The organism is Microbacterium sp. ER1 (assembly GCF_023383675.1).
Lineage (GTDB): Bacteria > Actinomycetota > Actinomycetes > Actinomycetales > Microbacteriaceae > Microbacterium.
This window is the reverse complement of sequence record NZ_QCXO01000138.1, coordinates 230482-247881: the sequence shown is the minus strand read 5'-3', so window position 1 is coordinate 247881 and position 17400 is coordinate 230482. Positions and strand designations below refer to the sequence as shown.

Below are 17400 nucleotides of genomic sequence, written 5' to 3'. Positions count from 1 at the left end.
TTAGTGAACACTAACCGAGAATGCATGCAGCGCGCCAGGCTCCCACCCGGCGCGACGTGGGTCGAGGAGGACGTCACGATGCCGGCAACCCAGGAAGCGCTCGCCCAGCAGCTCCGCGACCGTCTCGCCGCGGCAGCGCAGGGCGGGCCGGCCGCCTCGCGTGAGCGACACGTGGCCCGCGGCAAACTGCTTCCTCGCGACAGGGTGGCGCGCCTCCTCGACGAGGACAGCCCGTTCCTCGAGGTCGCGCCGCTCGCGGCCGACGGCCTGTACGGCGGCGAGGCGCCCGGGGCCGGTGTCATCGCCGGCATCGGCCTGGTCCACGGCCGGCACGTCATGGTGGTCTGCAACGACGCCACCGTGAAGGGCGGGACCTACTATCCGCTCACCGTGAAGAAGCATCTGCGCGCGCAGGAGATCGCCCTCGAGAACCGCCTGCCCTGCCTCTACCTCGTCGACTCGGGCGGCGCCTTCCTTCCCCGCCAGGATGAGGTGTTCCCGGATCGGGAGCACTTCGGACGCATCTTCTTCAACCAGGCGCGGCTGTCCGCGCAGGGAATCCCGCAGCTCGCAGCGGTCCTCGGCTCGTGCACGGCCGGGGGCGCCTACGTTCCGGCGATGAGCGACGAGACCGTCATCGTCCGGGGACAGGGCACGATCTTCCTGGGCGGGCCGCCGCTGGTGAAGGCGGCGATCGGCGAGGTGGTCACGGCGGAGGAGCTCGGGGGAGGGGAGCTGCACGCCCGTCGCAGCGGCGTCGTGGATCACCTGGCCGACGACGACGAGCACGCCCTGGAGATCCTCCGCGACATCGTCGCCACGCTGCCGCCGCCGCTCGCCCCGGCCTGGGACGTCGGCGACAGTCGACCGCCCGCGGAGGTCGGCTCCCTGTATGACGTCGTTCCGGTGGACGTCAACGCCTCCTACGACGTGCGCGAGGTCATCGCACGCCTCGTCGACGGCGACACCTTCCATGAGTTCAAGGCCGAGTACGGCACCACACTGGTGACGGGTTTCGCGCGGCTGCACGGCCACCCCGTCGGCATCGTCGCGAACAACGGCGTGCTGTTCAGCGAGTCCGCGCTCAAGGGCGCGCACTTCATCGAGCTCTGCGATCAGCGGGGCATCCCCCTGCTCTTCCTGCAGAACATCACCGGGTTCATGGTCGGCTCCGATGCGGAGGCCGGTGGCATCGCGAAAGACGGGGCGAAGATGGTCACGGCCGTCGCGACCACCCGCGTCCCGAAGCTCACCGTCATCATCGGGGGCTCCTTCGGAGCGGGCAACTACTCGATGTGCGGACGTGCCTACTCTCCGCGGTTCCTCTGGACCTGGCCCGCGAGCCGGATCTCGGTCATGGGCGGACCCCAGGCCGCCTCGGTGCTGGCCACCGTGAAGGACGACCAGCTCTCGGCGCGAGGGGAGTCGTGGACCGCGGAGGAGCGTGCGGCGTTCGAGGAGCCGATCAGGGCGCAGTACGAAGAGCAGGGCGAGCCGTACTACGCCACCGCACGGCTCTGGGACGACGGCATCGTCGATCCGGAGCAGACCCGTGACCTCCTCGGACTCGCCCTGGACGTCGTCGCCCGCTGCCCTCTGCCCGAGCCGCGCTTCGGCGTCTTCCGGATGTGAGCCCCATGTCGCCTTCACCCGAACTCTCGTTCTCCTCGGTCCTCGTCGCGAACCGCGGCGAGATCGCGCGCCGGATCATCCGGACCCTCCGCGAGCTCGGCATCCGCAGCATCGCGGTCTACAGCGACGCGGACGCGGACTCGCCGCACGTCCGCGAGGCGGATGCCGCCGTGCGGATCGGTCCGGCACCGGCCGCGGAGTCGTACCTCGACATCGATGCCGTCATCGCGGCGGCTCGTGCCTCCGGAGCGGAGGCCATCCATCCCGGCTACGGATTCCTCTCCGAGAGCGTCGGGCTCGCGGAGGCGTGTGCGGAGAGCGGCATCGTCTTCATCGGTCCCACGGTCGAGGCGCTGCAGATCATGGGGGACAAGGCGCGAGCCCGTGAGCACGTGAGCCGCAGCGGCGTGCCCGTGGTGCCGGGGTTCGACGCGCGCGGGCTGTCCGACGCGGAGATCCGCGAGGAGGCGGAGGCTGTCGGATTCCCGCTCCTGGTGAAGCCGAGCGCGGGCGGCGGGGGGAAGGGCATGGAGGTCGTCGCCGACAGCACGGGTCTGGCGAGCGCGCTCAGCTCCGCCCGACGGGTCGCGGCATCCGCCTTCGGCGACGACGCGCTCATCCTGGAACGTCTCATCCGTCGACCGCGACACATCGAGGTGCAGGTGTTCGGCGACGCCCACGGCACCGTCGTGGCGCTCGGCGAGCGCGAGTGCACGCTCCAGCGTCGTCATCAGAAGGTGGTCGAGGAGGCGCCGTCCGCCGGGATCCCGTCCGCGACCCGCGACCGGCTGCTCGCGGCGGCGGTGCGGGCAGCGGAGAGCGTCGCCTATGTCGGGGCCGGCACCGTGGAGTTCCTCGTCGACGCGGACGCCCCGGAAGACGTCTTCTTCATCGAGATGAACACCCGGCTGCAGGTGGAGCATCCGGTGACCGAGGAGGTCACCGGACTCGACCTCGTCGCGCTGCAGCTCCGCATGGCCGATGGACAGAAGCTCGACGTCGAGCCCCGCACGACGGGCCATGCCGTGGAGGCGCGGGTGTACGCCGAGTCGCCGGAACGGGGGTTCCTGCCCTCGACGGGGACCGTGCTGCTCTTCGAGGCGCCTCCGGGCGTCCGGGTGGATGCCGCCGTCGAGTCCGGGAGTGTGGTGAGCGGGTTCTACGACCCGATGATCGCGAAGGTCGTCGCGTGGGCGGAGGACAGGGAGACGGCGCTGCAGCGCGTGGACGACGCCCTTGCCCGCACCGTGGTGTTGGGCGTGGAGACGAACATCGCGTTCCTGCGCCAGCTGCTTCAGGACCGCCGTGTGCGCGAGGGAGACCTCGACACCGGCCTCATCGAGACCCTGCTCCCGCTCGCACCGGTGCCCCCGTCGGCGGCGCAACTCGCGGCGGCCGCCGGCGTCGTGCAGACCCGCTCCGCGACGGTCACCGCGCGAGAGGGCGCCGGCCCGCTGTGGCACAGCCTCCCGGGATGGCGTCTCGGAGCGGCGCCGTGCGCCCCCGAACCCGTCGCCCTGCTCACGGACGACGAAGAGATCGTGCGCGCGACGCCACCCCTGGTGCGCGCCGACCGGGTGCACGTGGCCCGCGACGCCGAGGGCGCGGTATGGGTCAGCGAGGAAGGGCGGACGCTCCGGCTGCGTCCCCTGGACCGCCGCGGCCGGATGCGCAGGCGCCTCGCCGCCGCGGAACGCGAAGCCAGGGCCACGGAGCCCGAGGCTCGCGCCTCGATGCCCGGCGGGGTCGTGGCTGTTCACGTCGAGGACGGGGCGGCGGTCCGCGCGGGAGCGCCCCTCGTATCGATCGAGGCGATGAAGATGGAGCACCCCGTGCTCGCGCCGCACGACGGCGTGGTGCGGCTGCTGGTCGCGGTCGGCGACCAGGTGCGGCGCGACCAACCGGTCGCCCGCGTGACGATGACGGAGGAGGACCGATGATGCACGATCTCACCGAGGAGGAGCGCGAGCTCGCCGCGATGGTACGCGAGCTCGCCGACACGGTCGTCGCTCCGCAGGCGTACGAGGCGGATCGCACGCACACGCTCTCCATGGACGTCGTGCGGCAGATGGGGGAGCTCGGCCTCTTCGGACTGCCCTTCCCCGAGGAGTACGGCGGGCAGGGCGGCGACTACATGGCGCTCGGCCTCGCCATCGAGGCACTGGGACGGGTCGACCAGTCGATCGCGATCACCCTCGAGGCCGGGGTGAGCCTAGGGGCGATGCCCGTCTTCCGCTTCGGCACGGAGGAGCAGAAGCGCGAGCTGCTGCCGGATCTCCTCGCCGGTCGCGCCCTCGCCGGGTTCGGACTCACCGAGCCCGAGGCCGGGAGCGACGCCGGGGCGACGCGCACGACGGCGCGGCTCGACGGCGACGAGTGGGTGATCGACGGCTCCAAGCAGTTCATCACCAACTCGGGCACTCCGATCACCCGTTTCGTGACGGTCACCGCGGTCACCGGCCAGAGCGAGGGACGCAAGGAGATCTCGACGATCATCGTCCCGAACGGTACGCCGGGATTCACGGTCGAGCCGCCCTACGACAAGGTGGGGTGGAACGCGTCGGACACCCATCCGCTGACGTTCGACGGAGCGCGGGTGCCGGCGGGCAATCTCCTCGGCGAGCGGGGGAGCGGGTTCCGCAACTTCCTCAGCATCCTGGACGAGGGCCGCATCGCGATCGCCGCCCTGTCGACCGGCGCGGCGGAGGGGTGCCTGGAGGCGGCGGTCGAGTACGCCAAGAGCCGCACCATCTTCGGCAGCGCCCTCAGCACGCGGCAGAACGCCCAGTTCACGCTGGCGCGGATGAGGGCGCGCGTGCATACCGCACGGCTCGCCTGGCACCACGCCGCACGCCTCCGTGACGCGGGAGAGGCGTTCGCCGAGCAGGCGGCCATCGCGAAGCTCGTCGCGGGCGAGGCCGCGATGGACAACGCCCGCGATGCGACGCAGATCTTCGGCGGCAACGGCTTCATGAACGAGTTCCCGGTGGCGCGCCACTACCGTGACTCCAAGATCCTCGAGATCGGCGAGGGGACCACCGAGGTCCAGCTCCTCGTGATCGCCAGGGCGCTCGGACTCGCCCGGTAGCGTGGAGGCATGACCATGCGCGAGGTCGTGCAGCGCGGCCTGTACTACGAGGAGTTCGAGACCGACGTCCGGTACGTGCACCGCCCCGGTCGCACGGCTACGGAGGCGGACAACGTCCTCTTCACGACGCTGACGATGAACACCCAGGCGCTGCATCTGGACGCGGCGTTCGCCGATGCCCAGGAACCGTTCCACGCGCGCCTCATGAACTCCATGTGGACGCTGTCGACGATGGTGGGCTCCTCGGTCGCCCAGCTCACGCAGGGGACGCTGGTGGCGCAGCTCGGCCTCGGCGACATCGCCTTCCCGCATCCGCTGTTCGCCGGGGACACGCTCACGACCGAGAGCGTCGTCGTCGACAAGCGGCTCTCGTCGTCCCGTCCCGGCCAGGGCGTCGTGCAGATTGCGCACACCGGACGCAACCAGGACGGCACGGTGGTCGCGACGGCCGTCCGGACGGTGCTGGTGCGCTGCCGGCCGGAGGAGGACGCCGCATGACCTTCGAACTCGGCCCTGCCCTGCTGTTCTGCCCGGCGGACCGCCCGGAACGCTTCGCGAAGGCCCAGGAGCGGGCGGATGCCGTGATCCTCGATCTGGAGGACGCCGTGTTGCCGGAGGCGAAGAGCGAGGCCCGCGAGAACATCGTCGCCGCGGACCTCGACCCCGCGCGCGTCATCGTACGGGTGAATGCGCCGGACTCCGCGGCGTTCGCGGACGACCTCAAGGCCCTGGCTCGCTCGCCGTTCCGGACCGTGATGGTGGCGAAGACGGAGAGCGCGGAGGGCCTGGACGCCTTCGACGCGGGCTTCACCCTCCTCGCGCTGTGCGAGACGGCGCGCGGAATCCATGCGGCGCCCGAGATCGCCGCGCACCCGGCGGTCGCCGGACTGATGTGGGGCGCGGAGGATCTGGTGGCCTCCCTCGGCGGCACCTCGTCCCGCAACACGGAGGGCGGCTACCGCGACATCGCGCGCTACGCCCGCTCCCGGGTGCTCCTGGAGGCCGGTGCGCACGGCAAGGCGGCGATCGACGCGGTGCACGTCGACATCGGCGATACCGCGGGGCTGGAGCGGGAGGCGAACGATGCGGCGGCGTCGGGGTTCCGCGCGACGGCATGCATCCATCCGAGTCAGGTCGCGGTCATCCGGGCGGCATATGCCCCGGACGCCGAGACCGTGGCATGGGCGCGCGAGGTGCTCGCCGCTGCGGCGCAGGAGCGCGGTGTGTTCCGCTTCCGGGGGCGCATGGTGGACGAGCCCGTCCTGCGCCACGCGCGCGCCGTGGTCTCCCGCGCCGGCTGACCGTCCCGTCAGAGGACGGGCGTCTCCTCGAGCAGCCGGAGGTAGCCGGGTGCCGCGACGAACCGGTGCGCGGAGCCGTTGCGCAGCACCTCGCCGTCCCGGGGGAGCGTACCGCCGGAGACATGGTCGATGACGGCGCGGATGACTCCGCCGTGGGTCACCACGAGCACCGACTCCGCCTGCGGCGCCGACCTCCGCCGGGCGTCGCGCGCGATGCGGTGGAGCGCCGCGATGGCGCGGACGCCGACCTCGTGCAGCGATTCCGCGCCGGGGACCTCCGCGTGCCAGTCGCCGTAGGTCGAGATGTAGTCGGGGACGAGCATGCCCTCGCCCTCGCCGAACTCCCGCTCCCGGATGTCGGGGACCACGCCGGCGATCTCCAAGCCCAGGCGCTCCGCGATGATGCCGGCGGTCTCGCTCGCCCGCACGAGCGGGCTCGTGTAGACGGCATGGTGCGTCGTGCCGGCGAGTTTCTCTGCCGCCCACCGCGCGTCCTCGCGGCCCGTCTCGTTCAACGGGATGTCGGTCGACCCCTGGATGCGGCGGGCGAGGTTCCAGTCGGTCTGACCGTGGCGGATGAGGGTGAGATAGGTCACGACAGCATCTCCTGCAGGGCGGGGAGCACGTCGCTGGTGCCGGCGGCGATGGTGACATCGGCCCAGGCGTCCGCGCGGGTCGGCTCGCGATTGACGATGATCAGAGGGATGCCGCGTCGACGCGCCCGGTTCACGAGGCGCACGCCGGAGTTCACGACGAGAGAGGAGCCGGCCACGATGAGCGCGTCGCTGGAGCGCAGCAACGATTCGGCGGCACGGAAGCGATCCTGCGGCACATACTCTCCGAAGAACACCACGTCGGGTTTGAGCATGCCCGCGCACACGGTGCAGGTCGGGACCACGAAGCCCTCGGTGCTCTCCGGGAGCACGTCGCCGTCCGGGGCCAGCGCCACGTTCTCCGGGACGGTGATCCAGGGGTTGCGCTCCTCGATCTGCACGGCGATGTCCCGACGGTCGAACACCTGACCACAGTGCAGGCAGAGCACGCGGCGCATGGTCCCATGCACCTCGATGACGTGCGAGCTGCCCGCGCGGAGGTGCAGTCCGTCGACGTTCTGGGTGATGACACCCGAGGCCACGCCCCTGGACTCCATCTCCGCGAGGGCGCGGTGGCCGGGATTCGGGGCGGCCTGCGCGAACGCCCGCCAGCCGAGGTGGCCGCCGACCCAGTAGCGGCGCCGGGCGGCCTCGTCGCCGAGGTAGGTCTGGATCGTCATGGGGTCGCTGCGGGTGCGCGCCCCCTCGCCGCGGTAGGCGGGAATGCCGGAGTCGGTCGAGATCCCGGCGCCGGTGAGAAGGGCGATCCGCTTGCCGCGCAGCAGGTCGGCGGCGTGGGAGAGCTCAGCCGACGGCTCAGCGGTGTTCGTCACGCTCACAGGACCTCCTCGATCGAGTCTACGGGGCGCGGGGTGGACGAGAACCGGGATGGCAGAGTGGAGCGGTGGACCTCCAGCATGTGACCGACATCGACGACCCGCGGCTGGACGACTACCGCGGCCTCACCGACACCGCCCTCCGCGCCGTCCGCGAGCCCGCGGAGGGACTCTACATCGCCGAGACCGCCAAGGTGATCGAGCGCGCGCTGGCCGCCGGGCACGAACCCCGATCGGTGCTGGTCTCGGCCCGGCGCGTCGACGAGGTGCGGCGCATCCTGGGGGAGCGCGCCGTTCCGGTGCTCGTGGTCCCGGACGAGGTCGCGGAACAGGTCACCGGCTATCAGGTCCACCGCGGAGCCCTCGCCGCCATGCGCCGTCCGGCTCTGGCGCCGGTCGCCGACGTGGTGCGCGACGCCCGGCTGGTGCTGGTGCTGGAGGACCTCGGCGATCACACCAACGTCGGCGCCGCCTTCCGCGCCGCCGCCGGCCTGGGGGCGGATGCGGTGCTCGTGTCGGCGCGCTGTGCCGACCCGCTCTACCGTCGCAGCGTCCGGGTGAGCATGGGCACGGTGTTCCAGGTGCCCTGGACCCGGATCGACGAGTGGTCGTCGGCGGTCTCGGATCTCCGTGAGCAGGGCTTCGACATCGCTGCCCTCGCACTCAGTGACACAGCCGTGGATCTCCGGATGTATGCGGCACAGCGGCCCGAGAAGGTGGCGCTGCTCTTCGGAGCCGAAGGCGACGGTCTCACGCGGACCGCGCTCGACAGCGCGGACACCGTGGTCACCATTCCGATGGCCGGCGGCGTGGATTCGCTCAACGTCGCCTCGGCCGCCGCCGTGGCGCTGTGGGCACTCGCTCCCGCGGAGTGAGAGTGCGCGTCACTCCTTGCCGGGGAGGATGACCGGGGAGGGTTCGGGGCGCTTGGCAGCGATGTGGTCGCCGGACGACTGGTGGCGCAGCCGGCGGAGCACCCAGGGCACGAGGTGCTCCCGGGCCCAGCCGAGGTCTTCGCTGCGGGCGGCACGCCAGGTCCGCAGCGGCAGCGGCTCGGGCTGCATGGCCTCGAGGTCGTTCGGAACGTTGAGGGCGCGGAGCACCATCCGCGCGACCTCGTGGTGGCCGAGCGCGTTGTAGTGCAGGCGATCGTCGTCGAAGAATCGCGCATCCTGCACGACCTTCAGTGCCCACTGGTCCGCGACGATGCAGTCGTGGCGCTCCGCGATCGCGCGGACGTTCTCGTTGTAGATCGCGACTTTGCCGCGGAAGGGACGGAACACCGGCGTGAACCCCGTGTCGATGCCGGTGAACACGACCACGGCCGCGCCGGTGGACGACAGGCGCGCCACCGCGTCCTCCAGCTGTGCGGCGATGGCATCCGGATCGGTGCCGGGGCGGATGACGTCGTTGCCGCCCGCGCAGATCGAGATGAGGTCGGGGCGCAGCGCAACGGCGGGCTCCACCTGATCGGCGACGATCTGCGCGATGAGCTTTCCTCGGACGGCGAGGTTGGCATAGGCGAAGTCGTCGACCTGCTGGGCGAGTACCTCGGCGACGCGATCGGCCCAGCCGCGGTGACCCCCGGGGGCCGCCGGGTCCGGGTCGCCGATGCCCTCGGTGAACGAGTCGCCGATCGCGACGAACCGGCGCCACGGGTGCGGGGTCTCGTTCGCGACGTACGGGGTCCTGGTCGATTCCTGATCGCTCATCCGGCTCTCCTTCGCGAAGGCGTGCGCGCACGGTGGTGACCGCCGCGCAGTGACCGAGCCTACCCGTGCCGGTGCTTTCGAGGGGGACGCGCGCGGCACCCTGGCGGATGCCGCGGTGTCAGTGGGAGCGATTATCGTGGAGTCGATGCTCTCTCCGTCCTTCCCTCAGCGCGCCCCGTGGGGAACGGCGAACAAGCTGCGGGCATGGCAGCAGGAGGCTCTGGACGCGTACTTCCAGGCCGACCAGCGTGACTTCCTCGTGGCCGCCACACCGGGCGCCGGCAAGACCACGTTCGCGCTCACCCTCGCGGTCGAGCTCATGCGCATGGGCGAGGTGAACCGGGTCATCGTCGTGGCACCCACGGAGCACCTGAAGACCCAGTGGGCCGACGCCGCCGCCCGCGTCCACATCCGGCTCGACCCGCGCTTCCGCAACAGCGACTGGGCACCGGCGCGGCACTATCACGGCGTCGTGGTCACGTATGCGCAGGTCGCCGCGAAGTCGTCGGTGCACCGTCACCTGACGGAGGACGCGAAGACCCTGGTCATCCTCGATGAGGTGCACCACGGCGGCGACGCCTTGAGCTGGGGCGACGCGATCCGCGATGCTTACGGACCTGCGAAACGCCGACTGCTGCTCTCGGGGACCCCGTTCCGGAGCGACACCGCACCGATCCCGTTCGTGGAGTACCTCCCGGACGAGACCGGAGCCCGGGTCTCCAGCACCGACTACGCCTACGGGTACGGCCGCGCTCTCGCGGACGGCGTCGTCCGTCCCGTGCTCTTCCACATGTATGCCGGGAAGATGCGGTGGCGGACGAGTGCCGGCGACGAACTCGAGACCCATCTGGGACAGGACAACACGAAGGACGTCACCTCGCAGGCCTGGCGAACGGCCCTCGACCCCGAGGGCGACTGGATGCCTGCTGTGCTCTCCGCGGCGGATCGCCGTCTGACCGAGATCCGGCACCACATCCCCGATGCTGGCGGACTCGTGCTGGCGACGGATCAGACCGTCGCCCGGGCCTACGCCAAGATCCTGCACAGCATCACCCGTGAGCAGCCGACGATCGTGCTGTCCGACGACGCCACCGCCTCCGAGCGTATCGAGAAGTTCTCGGAGGGCACCGCCCGGTGGATGGTCGCGGTGCGCATGGTCTCGGAGGGCGTCGACGTGCCGCGGCTCGCGGTGGGCGTGTACGCGACATCGTCGTCCACCCCGCTGTTCTTCGCTCAGGCCATCGGCCGCTTCGTGCGGGCGCGTCGTCGAGGCGAGGCGGCGAGCGTCTTCCTCCCGCACGTCCCCGTGCTGATGAAGCTCGCGAACGAGATGGAGAAGCAGCGCGATCACGCGCTCGACCGTCAGTCGAAGGACGACGACGGCCTCGAGGACTCGCTGCTGGAGAGCGCGAACCGCGAGGACGAGGCCTCCGACGCGCTGACCCAGGAGTTCAGCTACCAGGCGATCTCCTCCGTCGCCCACTTCGACCGCATGGTGTTCGACGGGAAGGAGTTCGGCCAGCTCGCCGAGCCGAACACGCCCGAGGAGGAGGAGTTCATCGGCTTCCCCGGTCTGCTCGAGCCCGAGCACGTGCACGAGCTCCTGATGCAGCGGCAGGCCCGCCAGTCCCGGCACCGCGAGGTCCGGGAGGCCCAGGCCGACCCGACGCAGACGACGACACTGCCGGCGCCGCTGCATCGCACCCTGCGCGAGCAGCGCCAACTGCTGAACAGCCTGGTAGGCCTCTACGCCCGGCAGTCGGGCCAGCCGCACGGCGCCGTGCATGCCGAGCTCCGTCGTATCTGCGGCGGTCCGGCGGTGGCGCAGGCGACCGTGACACAGCTGCAGTCCCGCATCGAGGTGCTGCGCAAGCGCGTCCGCTCCTGAGCACTTTCCGGTCGCTGCTTCGGATCCCCGAAATGCTGGCAATCCGTGCCAGGACGCGGCCGGCGCGGCACCGCGCGGATAGCGTGGAACGGTTGCCCGGACGCCGGGCACCGTGACACCTGGAGGTTCCATGACAGCCCCTGCCGCAGCCGATTCCACGGCCGCCGATCGACGGCGCTGGGCTCGCTATCTCGTCGAGGAACGGGCGGAGGGCGCCGTCTATCAGCGCCTCGCGGCCCGCCGGTCGGGGGAGGAGCGGGCGATCCTGCTCGGGCTCGCCGAGGCCGAGCGCCGGCACGAGAAGCACTGGCTCGACCTGCTGGGCGGCGAACCGACGCGCCTGCCGCGGGCCGGGGTCCGTTCCCGCCTCCTGGGGTGGATGGCCGGCCGTTTCGGCTCGATCTTCGTCCTCGCCCTCGCCCAGAGCGCCGAGGCCCGCTCTCCGTACGACGCCGAGCGCTGGGCCACCCCGGCCATGCGCGCCGACGAGAAGGTCCACCACGAGGTCGTCCGCGGTCTCGCCGCGCGCGGCCGCCGGCGCCTCTCCGGCTCCTTCCGCGCGGCCGTCTTCGGGGCGAACGACGGTCTCGTCAGCAACCTCGCCCTCGTGCTCGGCATCGGCGCCACCGGCGTGAGCTCGGGTTTCGTCCTGTTCAGCGGCATCGCGGGTCTCCTCGCGGGCGCACTGTCGATGGGCGCGGGGGAGTTCGTGTCCGTGCGGTCGCAGCGGGAGCTCCTCACGGCCACCGAGGCGAACGAGGATGCCGCGGCGGCCGCGGCCGACCTCGACATCGACGAGAACGAGCTCGCGCTCGTGTACCGCGCCCGCGGCATGGATCAGGGCGAGTCGCTGGCCCGGGCCCGTCGCATCGTCCAGGCGGCCCAGGAAGGCGTCCGGCGTGCGGCTACGGGGCCGGTGGCCGTCCAGGGCGGCGACGCCCACGAGGTCGTCGGCAACGACTGGACGGCGGCCATCTCCAGCTTCCTCCTCTTCGCCTCCGGCGCGATCGTGCCCGTCCTGCCCTGGATCTTCGGCATGGAGGGCACCGCGGCGATCGTGCTCGCGCTCGTGCTGGTCGGCGTCGCGCTGCTCAGCACCGGTGCGATGGTCGGCGTCCTCTCCGGAGGACCGCCGCTCCGGCGGGCCCTGCGGCAGCTCGCCATCGGGTTCGGCGCGGCTGCGGTGACCTACGCGCTGGGTCTGCTCTTCGGCGTCGGCGCGGTGTGACGGTCCTGCGGTCCCGCTCGCGCGGGACCGCAGCGCACCGCCATGACCGCACCGGAAACCACCAAGGCCCCGGATCCGTGGATCCGGGGCCTTCGCTCTCTGTGCGCGGAGGGGGACTTGAACCCCCACGCCCTATCGGGCACTAGCACCTCAAGCTAGCGCGTCTACCATTCCGCCACCCGCGCAGGTGTTGGATTTGATCGTTGCCGACCGAAGAATGAGATTAGCACGTTCTCGGAGGCGTCTCGAACCGAGCGTGACGCCCGGGCGTGGCACGCGGTTTCGATAGCCTGAGTCCATGACCGATTCCTCCCTGCCGGAGGTCGCCCGCGTCGCGAGCGACCTCATCCGCATCGACACCTCCAACTACGGCGGCGGCAACGCGAAAGGGGAGCGCGAGGCGGCCGAGTACGTCGGGGCGTACCTGGAGGAGCTGGGACTCGAGGTCGAGTACTACGAGCCCATCCCGCGGCGCACGAACGTCATGGCGCGGGTCCCGGGCCGCGACCGCACCAAGCCGGCTCTCGTCGTGCACGGCCACCTGGACGTCGTGCCCGCGGTCGCCGAGGACTGGACGGTGGATCCGTTCGCCGGCACCGTGCAGGACGGCATGCTGTGGGGTCGCGGCGCGGTCGACATGAAGAACATGGACGCGATGATCCTCACCGCCGTGGCCGACATCCTGCGCGCGGGGGAGCAGCCGGAGCGCGACCTCGTCCTGGCGTTCTTCGCCGATGAGGAGAACGGCGGGGTCGAGGGCTCCGCGCTCGTCGTGAAGGACCGGCCGGAGTGGTTCGCCGGGGCGACGGCCGCGATCAGCGAGGTCGGCGGCTACTCCATCTCGGTGGACGACCGTCGGGCGTACCTGCTGCAGGTGGGGGAGAAGGCCCTGATCTGGATCCGTCTCGTCGCCACCGGTCGGGCGGGGCACGGCAGTCGCCTGCACGAGGACAACGCCGTCACGAAGCTCGCCGAGGCCGTCGCCGCCATCGGCCGGACGCGGTGGCCGGTCCGGCTCACGCCGACGACGGGAGCGCTGCTCGAGGGCCTGAGCGCGCTGAGCGGCCGGAGCGCCGACGACCCCGACGCCCTCGCCGCCGCGGCCGGTCCGGCTGAGGCCTTCCTCCGGTCCACGTTCCGCACGACGACCAACCCGACGGCTCTCACCGCCGGCTACAAGCACAACGTCATCCCGGAGCGCGCCGAGGCGCTGATCGACGTCCGCGTGATCCCGGGGACCGAGGACGACGTGCTCGCGGAGCTCCAGCGCATCGTGGGTGACGACATCCGGATCGAGACCGTGGTCCGTGACATCGGCATGGAGACGCCGTTCACAGGGGAGCTCGTCGAGGCGATGGTGGCGGCGCTGGGGCGGCACGACCCCGGTGTCCCTGTCATCCCGTACCTCCTGGGCGCGGGAACCGACAACAAGGCGCTGGCCACGCTCGGCATCACCGGCTACGGCTTCGCCCCGCTGCGCCTGCCGGCCGATCTCGACTTCACCGGGATGTTCCACGGAGTCGACGAGCGGGTGCCCGTAGACTCACTTGTCTTCGGTCAGCGGGTGCTGGCCGATCTGCTGCGCACGTACTGAGCGGCGTCCACGCGCTCCGTGCCGCCCCGAAAGACGAAGGCCTCTCCATGCACCTGCTCGAAGCTCTGATCCTGGGAATCGTCCAGGGTCTCACCGAGTTCCTGCCGATCTCCTCCAGCGCCCATCTGCGGGTCGTGGGGACGTTCCTGCCCTCAGGGGAGGACCCGGGCGCGGCGTTCACCGCCATCACGCAGATCGGCACCGAGGCCGCCGTCGTCGTGTTCTTCTGGCGCGACATCGTCCGCATCATCTCCCAGTGGTTCCGGTCCCTCGCCGGAAAGGTGCCGCGGAACGACCCGGACGCGCGCATGGGGTGGCTCATCATCATCGGCAGCATCCCGATCGTGCTGCTCGGACTCCTGTTCCAGGACCAGATCGAGACCGTCTTCCGCTCGCTCTGGATCGTGGCGATCATGCTCATCGTGTTCGGCATCCTCCTGGGCATCGCCGACCACGTCGGAGCCAAGCGCCGCACGCTCGACGATCTGACCTACCCGCACGGCATCGCCTTCGGACTCGCCCAGGCACTCGCACTCATCCCCGGCGTCTCGCGGTCCGGCGGCACGATCACCATGGGGCTGTTCCTCGGCTACGAGCGCGCCGCCGCCGCCCGCTACGCGTTCCTGCTGGCGATCCCGGCCGTGTTCGGCAGCGGCTTCTACCAGCTGTTCAAGAGCTGGGGCGAGCCGTCCTTCTTCTCGCTCGGCGACACGATGGCCGCGACAGGGGTCGCCTTCGTCGTCGCGCTCGGCGTGATCGCGTTCTTCATGAACTGGATCTCGAAGCGCAGCTTCCTGCCGTTCGTGATCTACCGGATCCTGCTCGGCGGCGTGCTGCTCGTGCTGCTCGCGATGGGCGTGATCCCGGCCTCGGCCTGAGCCGGACGCCTGATCAGCGCTTGCGGTCGCCGCGGCCGTCGTCGCGGCGCCGCAGGTAGCGCTCGAAGGCCTGGGCGATCGCGTCTCCCGACGCATCGGGGGAGTCCCATGTGTCCCGCGTGCGCTCCAGCTGCCGGATGTACTCCGCCATGTCCTCGTCCTCGGATGCGGCGGCATCGATCGACGCCTCCCAGGCCGCGGCTTCCGTGCGGAGGTGCCGGCGGTCGACATCCACCCCGGTCAGCTCCTCGAGACGGTCGAGGAGGGCCAGGGTGACCTTCGGCGAAGGGGCGGCAGAGGCGACGTAGTGCGGGACGCTCGCCCAGAGGCTCACGGAGGGGATGCCCGCGTTCTCGGCGAAGTGCTCGAGAACGGTGAGGATGCCGACCGGGCCCTCGTACACCGACCGCTCCAGCGCATGCGCCTCCCGGACCTGCTCGTTCTGGCTCGACGCGAAGATCGAGATCGGGCGAGTGTGCGGCACGTCGGAGAGCATGGCGCCGAGGGTCACGAAGCCGGTGATGTCGTCGCGCAGGGCGACGTCGATGAACTCGGACGCGAACGCCTGCCAGGTGCGCGCGGGCTCGGCACCGGTGAGGAGCCAGAACTCGGGGCCGGGTCCTGGCTCGCGCGGACGCCACAGCCCCGCCTCCGGCCACGTCATCTGACGGCGGCCCTCGGCGTCGAGCCGGGTGGCGGGTCGCGTGTACTGGTAGTCGAAGTAGAGTTCCGGGTCGACCGAGTGCACGAGGTCGTAGCCGCCCGCCGCCTGCAGCGCGCCGACGGCTCCGGTCGCGGCCTCACCGGCGTCGTTCCAGCCGTCGAAGGCGGCGATGATGATGCGCGAACCGAGAACGTCCATGCCGTACTCCCTTCGAGGTCGTGGCTCCGTCCCCCCAGGCTAGCCCGCGTCGAGGGGATGTGGGCGGGCCCGGCTAGCATGGGTTCAGTGAGCAACAAGCCCCGCGCGGTCCTCTGGGACATGGATGGAACACTCGTCGACACCGAGCCGTACTGGATGGCGGCCGAGACCGCACTGGTGGAGTCGTTCGGCGGCACCTGGTCCCACGAGGACGCCCTGCAGCTCGTGGGCAGCGGCCTCATCGACAGCGCGATCATCCTCCAGGGCGCGGGGGTCGACATGGCTCCGGAGGCGATCGTCTCCCACCTCACGACGGCCGTGCAGGAGTCGCTGCGGGCCCAGGGCGTCCCCTTCCGGCCGGGCGCCCAGGAGCTTCTCCGCGATCTCCGTGCCGCCGGGATCCCGACCGGTCTGGTGACGATGTCGCTGCGCCGGATGGCTCTCGACGTGGTCGGGCTGATCGAGTTCGAGGCCTTCGACATCGTCGTGGCCGGAGATGACGTCGACAACCCCAAGCCGCACCCGGAGCCGTACCTCCAGGCCGCCGCGCTCCTCGACGTCGACATCGCCGAGGTCGTGGTCATCGAGGATTCCCCGACCGGTCTCCGCGCGGGCCTCGCCTCCGGCGCCCTGACGCTCGGCGTGCCCCACATCGTCCCGCTCGACGGCCTCGGCGCCCACGAGCTGTGGCCGACCCTCGACGGCCGCGGTGCCGCCGACCTCGTGGAGCTCTTCGGCTCCCGCGCTGCGATCACGGAGGCCACCCGATGACCACCACGTCCGCCCCGCGCCCCAGCGGCCCCTTCCGGGAGGGCGACCGCGTACAGCTCACCGGCCCGAAGGGTCGCCTGCACACCGTGACGCTCCGCGAGGACGGCGAGCTGCACACGCACCACGGGGTCCTCCGGCACCGCGACCTCATCGGGCTCCCTGATGGCTCGGTCGTGGCGAACAGCTCCGGGCACGAGTACCTGGCGCTGCGGCCGCTGCTGCGGGACTTCGCGATGTCGATGCCCCGCGGTGCCGCGATCGTCTACCCGAAGGACGCGGCGCAGATCGTCATGCAGGCCGACATCTTCCCGGGCGCGACCGTCGTCGAGGCCGGAGTCGGGTCCGGCGCCCTGTCGCTCTCGCTCCTCCGGGCCGTGGGCTCCACGGGGCGCCTGCTCTCCTTCGAGCGCCGCGAGGACTTCGCCGAGGTCGCCCAGGCCAATGTGGAGACCTTCTTCGGGGAGCGCCCCGACTCCTGGCGCGTCGTCGTCGGAGACCTCGTCGCCGCGCTGCCCGAAGAAGTCGAACCCGGCACCGTCGACCGGGTGGTGCTCGACATGCTCGCGCCCTGGGAGTGCATCGAGGCGGTCGCGGAGGCGCTGACCCCCGGCGGTGTCGTGCTCTGCTACATCGCCACCGCCACGCAGCTCTCCCGCGTCGCCGAGTTCATCCGCGGCACCGGGCTCTTCACCGACCCCGAGGCGTCGGAGACCATGGTCCGCGGGTGGCACGTGGAGGGGCTGGCTGTCCGGCCGGACCACCGCATGGTCGCGCACACGGGGTTCCTCCTCACGGCTCGCCGGCTCGCCCCGGGTGCCGTGGCCCCGTCTGTGAAGCGTCGGGCCTCGAAGAGCAGCTACAGCGACGAGGACGTCGAGCTGTGGACGCCGGGCGCGGTGGGCGATCGCGAGATCACGGACAAGAACCTCCGCAAGCGCGCGCGAGAGGCCGGGAAGGCGGCTGAGGGCGCGCGGCTGGCGGCGGCATCGCGCGAATCCGAGCACACGACGGAATAGA

The 17400-nt window shown here is 71.3% G+C and carries 16 protein-coding genes and 1 tRNA gene; 12 read left to right on the top strand and 5 right to left on the bottom strand.

The genetic code is table 11. The annotated features are described in order from the left end of the window. The first annotated feature begins 78 nt into the window (after positions 1–78). The 5 genes from BV453_RS14495 to BV453_RS14475 are packed head-to-tail and all read left to right on the top strand — an operon-like array spanning position 79 to position 6021. The gene (locus BV453_RS14495) at positions 79–1632 is read left to right on the top strand and encodes a carboxyl transferase domain-containing protein (RefSeq protein WP_051582212.1); all 1554 of its coding nucleotides are present in this window, start codon (positions 79–81) and stop codon (positions 1630–1632) included. A 5-nt stretch (positions 1633–1637) separates the two neighbouring features. Continuing rightward, the gene (locus tag BV453_RS14490) at positions 1638–3572 is read left to right on the top strand and encodes a biotin carboxylase N-terminal domain-containing protein (RefSeq protein WP_249521901.1); all 1935 of its coding nucleotides are present in this window, start codon (positions 1638–1640) and stop codon (positions 3570–3572) included. Continuing rightward, complete coding sequence (locus tag BV453_RS14485) at positions 3572–4720, top strand: acyl-CoA dehydrogenase family protein (protein WP_283399081.1); 1149 nt, start codon at positions 3572–3574, stop codon at positions 4718–4720. The genes BV453_RS14490 and BV453_RS14485 overlap by 1 nt, the downstream gene beginning before the upstream one ends. A gap of 15 nt (positions 4721–4735) precedes the next feature. After that, positions 4736–5218, top strand: coding sequence for a MaoC family dehydratase (locus BV453_RS14480; protein WP_371512203.1), 483 nt, complete (start codon positions 4736–4738; stop codon positions 5216–5218). Next, positions 5215–6021 (top strand): CoA ester lyase, encoded by an 807-nt coding sequence (locus BV453_RS14475; protein WP_025103423.1) that lies wholly within the window; start codon positions 5215–5217, stop codon positions 6019–6021. Before BV453_RS14480 ends, BV453_RS14475 begins: the two co-directional genes overlap by 4 nt. Before the next feature lie 8 nt (positions 6022–6029). Here the strand turns inward: BV453_RS14475 and BV453_RS14470 are convergent, their stop codons facing one another. Then, a complete protein-coding gene (locus BV453_RS14470) occupies positions 6030–6617 on the bottom strand; it encodes a histidine phosphatase family protein (protein WP_025103424.1) in 588 nt (195 codons plus the stop codon). Beyond that, positions 6614–7453: a Sir2 family NAD-dependent protein deacetylase gene (locus BV453_RS14465; RefSeq protein ID WP_085607476.1), complete on the bottom strand. Its 840-nt coding sequence runs from the start codon at positions 7451–7453 to the stop codon at positions 6614–6616. Before BV453_RS14465 ends, BV453_RS14470 begins: the two co-directional genes overlap by 4 nt. 65 nt (positions 7454–7518) lie before the next feature. Between BV453_RS14465 and BV453_RS14460 the strand changes: the two genes are divergently transcribed. Continuing rightward, a complete protein-coding gene (locus tag BV453_RS14460) occupies positions 7519–8325 on the top strand; it encodes an RNA methyltransferase (protein WP_249521899.1) in 807 nt (268 codons plus the stop codon). Between the two features lie 9 nt (positions 8326–8334). Here BV453_RS14460 and BV453_RS14455 read toward each other — a convergent pair whose 3' ends face one another. After that, complete coding sequence (locus tag BV453_RS14455) at positions 8335–9162, bottom strand: SGNH/GDSL hydrolase family protein (protein ID WP_025103427.1); 828 nt, start codon at positions 9160–9162, stop codon at positions 8335–8337. A 145-nt stretch (positions 9163–9307) separates the two neighbouring features. On the opposite strand from BV453_RS14455, the gene BV453_RS14450 reads away from it, so the two are divergent. Both BV453_RS14450 and BV453_RS14445 read left to right on the top strand, forming a co-directional pair. Then, positions 9308–11050, top strand: coding sequence for a DEAD/DEAH box helicase (locus BV453_RS14450; protein ID WP_029989244.1), 1743 nt, complete (start codon positions 9308–9310; stop codon positions 11048–11050). 130 nt (positions 11051–11180) lie between these two features. Continuing rightward, positions 11181–12278 carry a VIT1/CCC1 family protein gene (locus BV453_RS14445; RefSeq protein ID WP_126893227.1) on the top strand — a complete coding sequence of 366 codons (1098 nt, stop codon included), beginning with the start codon at positions 11181–11183 and terminating at the stop codon, positions 12276–12278. Between the two features lie 102 nt (positions 12279–12380). Here BV453_RS14445 and BV453_RS14440 read toward each other — a convergent pair. After that, positions 12381–12463 (bottom strand) — tRNA-Leu (locus tag BV453_RS14440). A gap of 113 nt (positions 12464–12576) precedes the next feature. Here BV453_RS14440 and BV453_RS14435 point away from each other — a divergent pair. Together BV453_RS14435 and BV453_RS14430 are read left to right on the top strand one after the other, a co-directional pair. Beyond that, complete coding sequence (locus BV453_RS14435; RefSeq protein ID WP_249521898.1) at positions 12577–13872, top strand: M20/M25/M40 family metallo-hydrolase; 1296 nt, start codon at positions 12577–12579, stop codon at positions 13870–13872. Positions 13873–13919: 47 nt separating this feature from the next. Beyond that, positions 13920–14750 (top strand): undecaprenyl-diphosphate phosphatase, encoded by an 831-nt coding sequence (locus BV453_RS14430; protein ID WP_085607482.1) that lies wholly within the window; start codon positions 13920–13922, stop codon positions 14748–14750. Between the two features lie 13 nt (positions 14751–14763). On the opposite strand, the gene BV453_RS14425 is transcribed toward BV453_RS14430, so the two are convergent. Then, positions 14764–15612 carry a PAC2 family protein gene (locus tag BV453_RS14425; RefSeq protein WP_025103432.1) on the bottom strand — a complete coding sequence of 283 codons (849 nt, stop codon included), beginning with the start codon at positions 15610–15612 and terminating at the stop codon, positions 14764–14766. Between the two features lie 87 nt (positions 15613–15699). On the opposite strand from BV453_RS14425, the gene BV453_RS14420 reads away from it, so the two are divergent. Beyond that, entirely contained in the window at positions 15700–16383 is a 684-nt protein-coding gene (locus BV453_RS14420; protein WP_025103433.1) for an HAD family phosphatase, read from the top strand. Next, on the top strand, positions 16380–17399 hold the full coding sequence (locus BV453_RS14415) for a tRNA (adenine-N1)-methyltransferase (protein WP_249521897.1): 1020 nt from the start codon (positions 16380–16382) through the stop codon (positions 17397–17399). The genes BV453_RS14420 and BV453_RS14415 overlap by 4 nt, the downstream gene beginning before the upstream one ends. Position 17400: the final 1 nt, after the last annotated feature.

Bases quoted from the DNA above. Each gene is read 5' to 3' on its own strand.
- BV453_RS14495 (WP_051582212.1), top strand. From the start codon at position 79: ATGCCGGCAACCCAGGAAGCGCTCGCCCAGCAGCTCCGCGACCGTCTC.
- BV453_RS14490 (WP_249521901.1), top strand. From the start codon at position 1,638: ATGTCGCCTTCACCCGAACTCTCGTTCTCCTCGGTCCTCGTCGCGAAC.
- BV453_RS14485 (WP_283399081.1), top strand. From the start codon at position 3,572: ATGCACGATCTCACCGAGGAGGAGCGCGAGCTCGCCGCGATGGTACGC.
- BV453_RS14480 (WP_371512203.1), top strand. From the start codon at position 4,736: ATGCGCGAGGTCGTGCAGCGCGGCCTGTACTACGAGGAGTTCGAGACC.
- BV453_RS14475 (WP_025103423.1), top strand. From the start codon at position 5,215: ATGACCTTCGAACTCGGCCCTGCCCTGCTGTTCTGCCCGGCGGACCGC.
- BV453_RS14455 (WP_025103427.1), bottom strand. From the start codon at position 9,162: ATGAGCGATCAGGAATCGACCAGGACCCCGTACGTCGCGAACGAGACC.
- BV453_RS14450 (WP_029989244.1), top strand. From the start codon at position 9,308: ATGCTCTCTCCGTCCTTCCCTCAGCGCGCCCCGTGGGGAACGGCGAAC.
- BV453_RS14445 (WP_126893227.1), top strand. From the start codon at position 11,181: ATGACAGCCCCTGCCGCAGCCGATTCCACGGCCGCCGATCGACGGCGC.
- BV453_RS14435 (WP_249521898.1), top strand. From the start codon at position 12,577: ATGACCGATTCCTCCCTGCCGGAGGTCGCCCGCGTCGCGAGCGACCTC.
- BV453_RS14430 (WP_085607482.1), top strand. From the start codon at position 13,920: ATGCACCTGCTCGAAGCTCTGATCCTGGGAATCGTCCAGGGTCTCACC.
- BV453_RS14425 (WP_025103432.1), bottom strand. From the start codon at position 15,612: ATGGACGTTCTCGGTTCGCGCATCATCATCGCCGCCTTCGACGGCTGG.
- BV453_RS14415 (WP_249521897.1), top strand. From the start codon at position 16,380: ATGACCACCACGTCCGCCCCGCGCCCCAGCGGCCCCTTCCGGGAGGGC.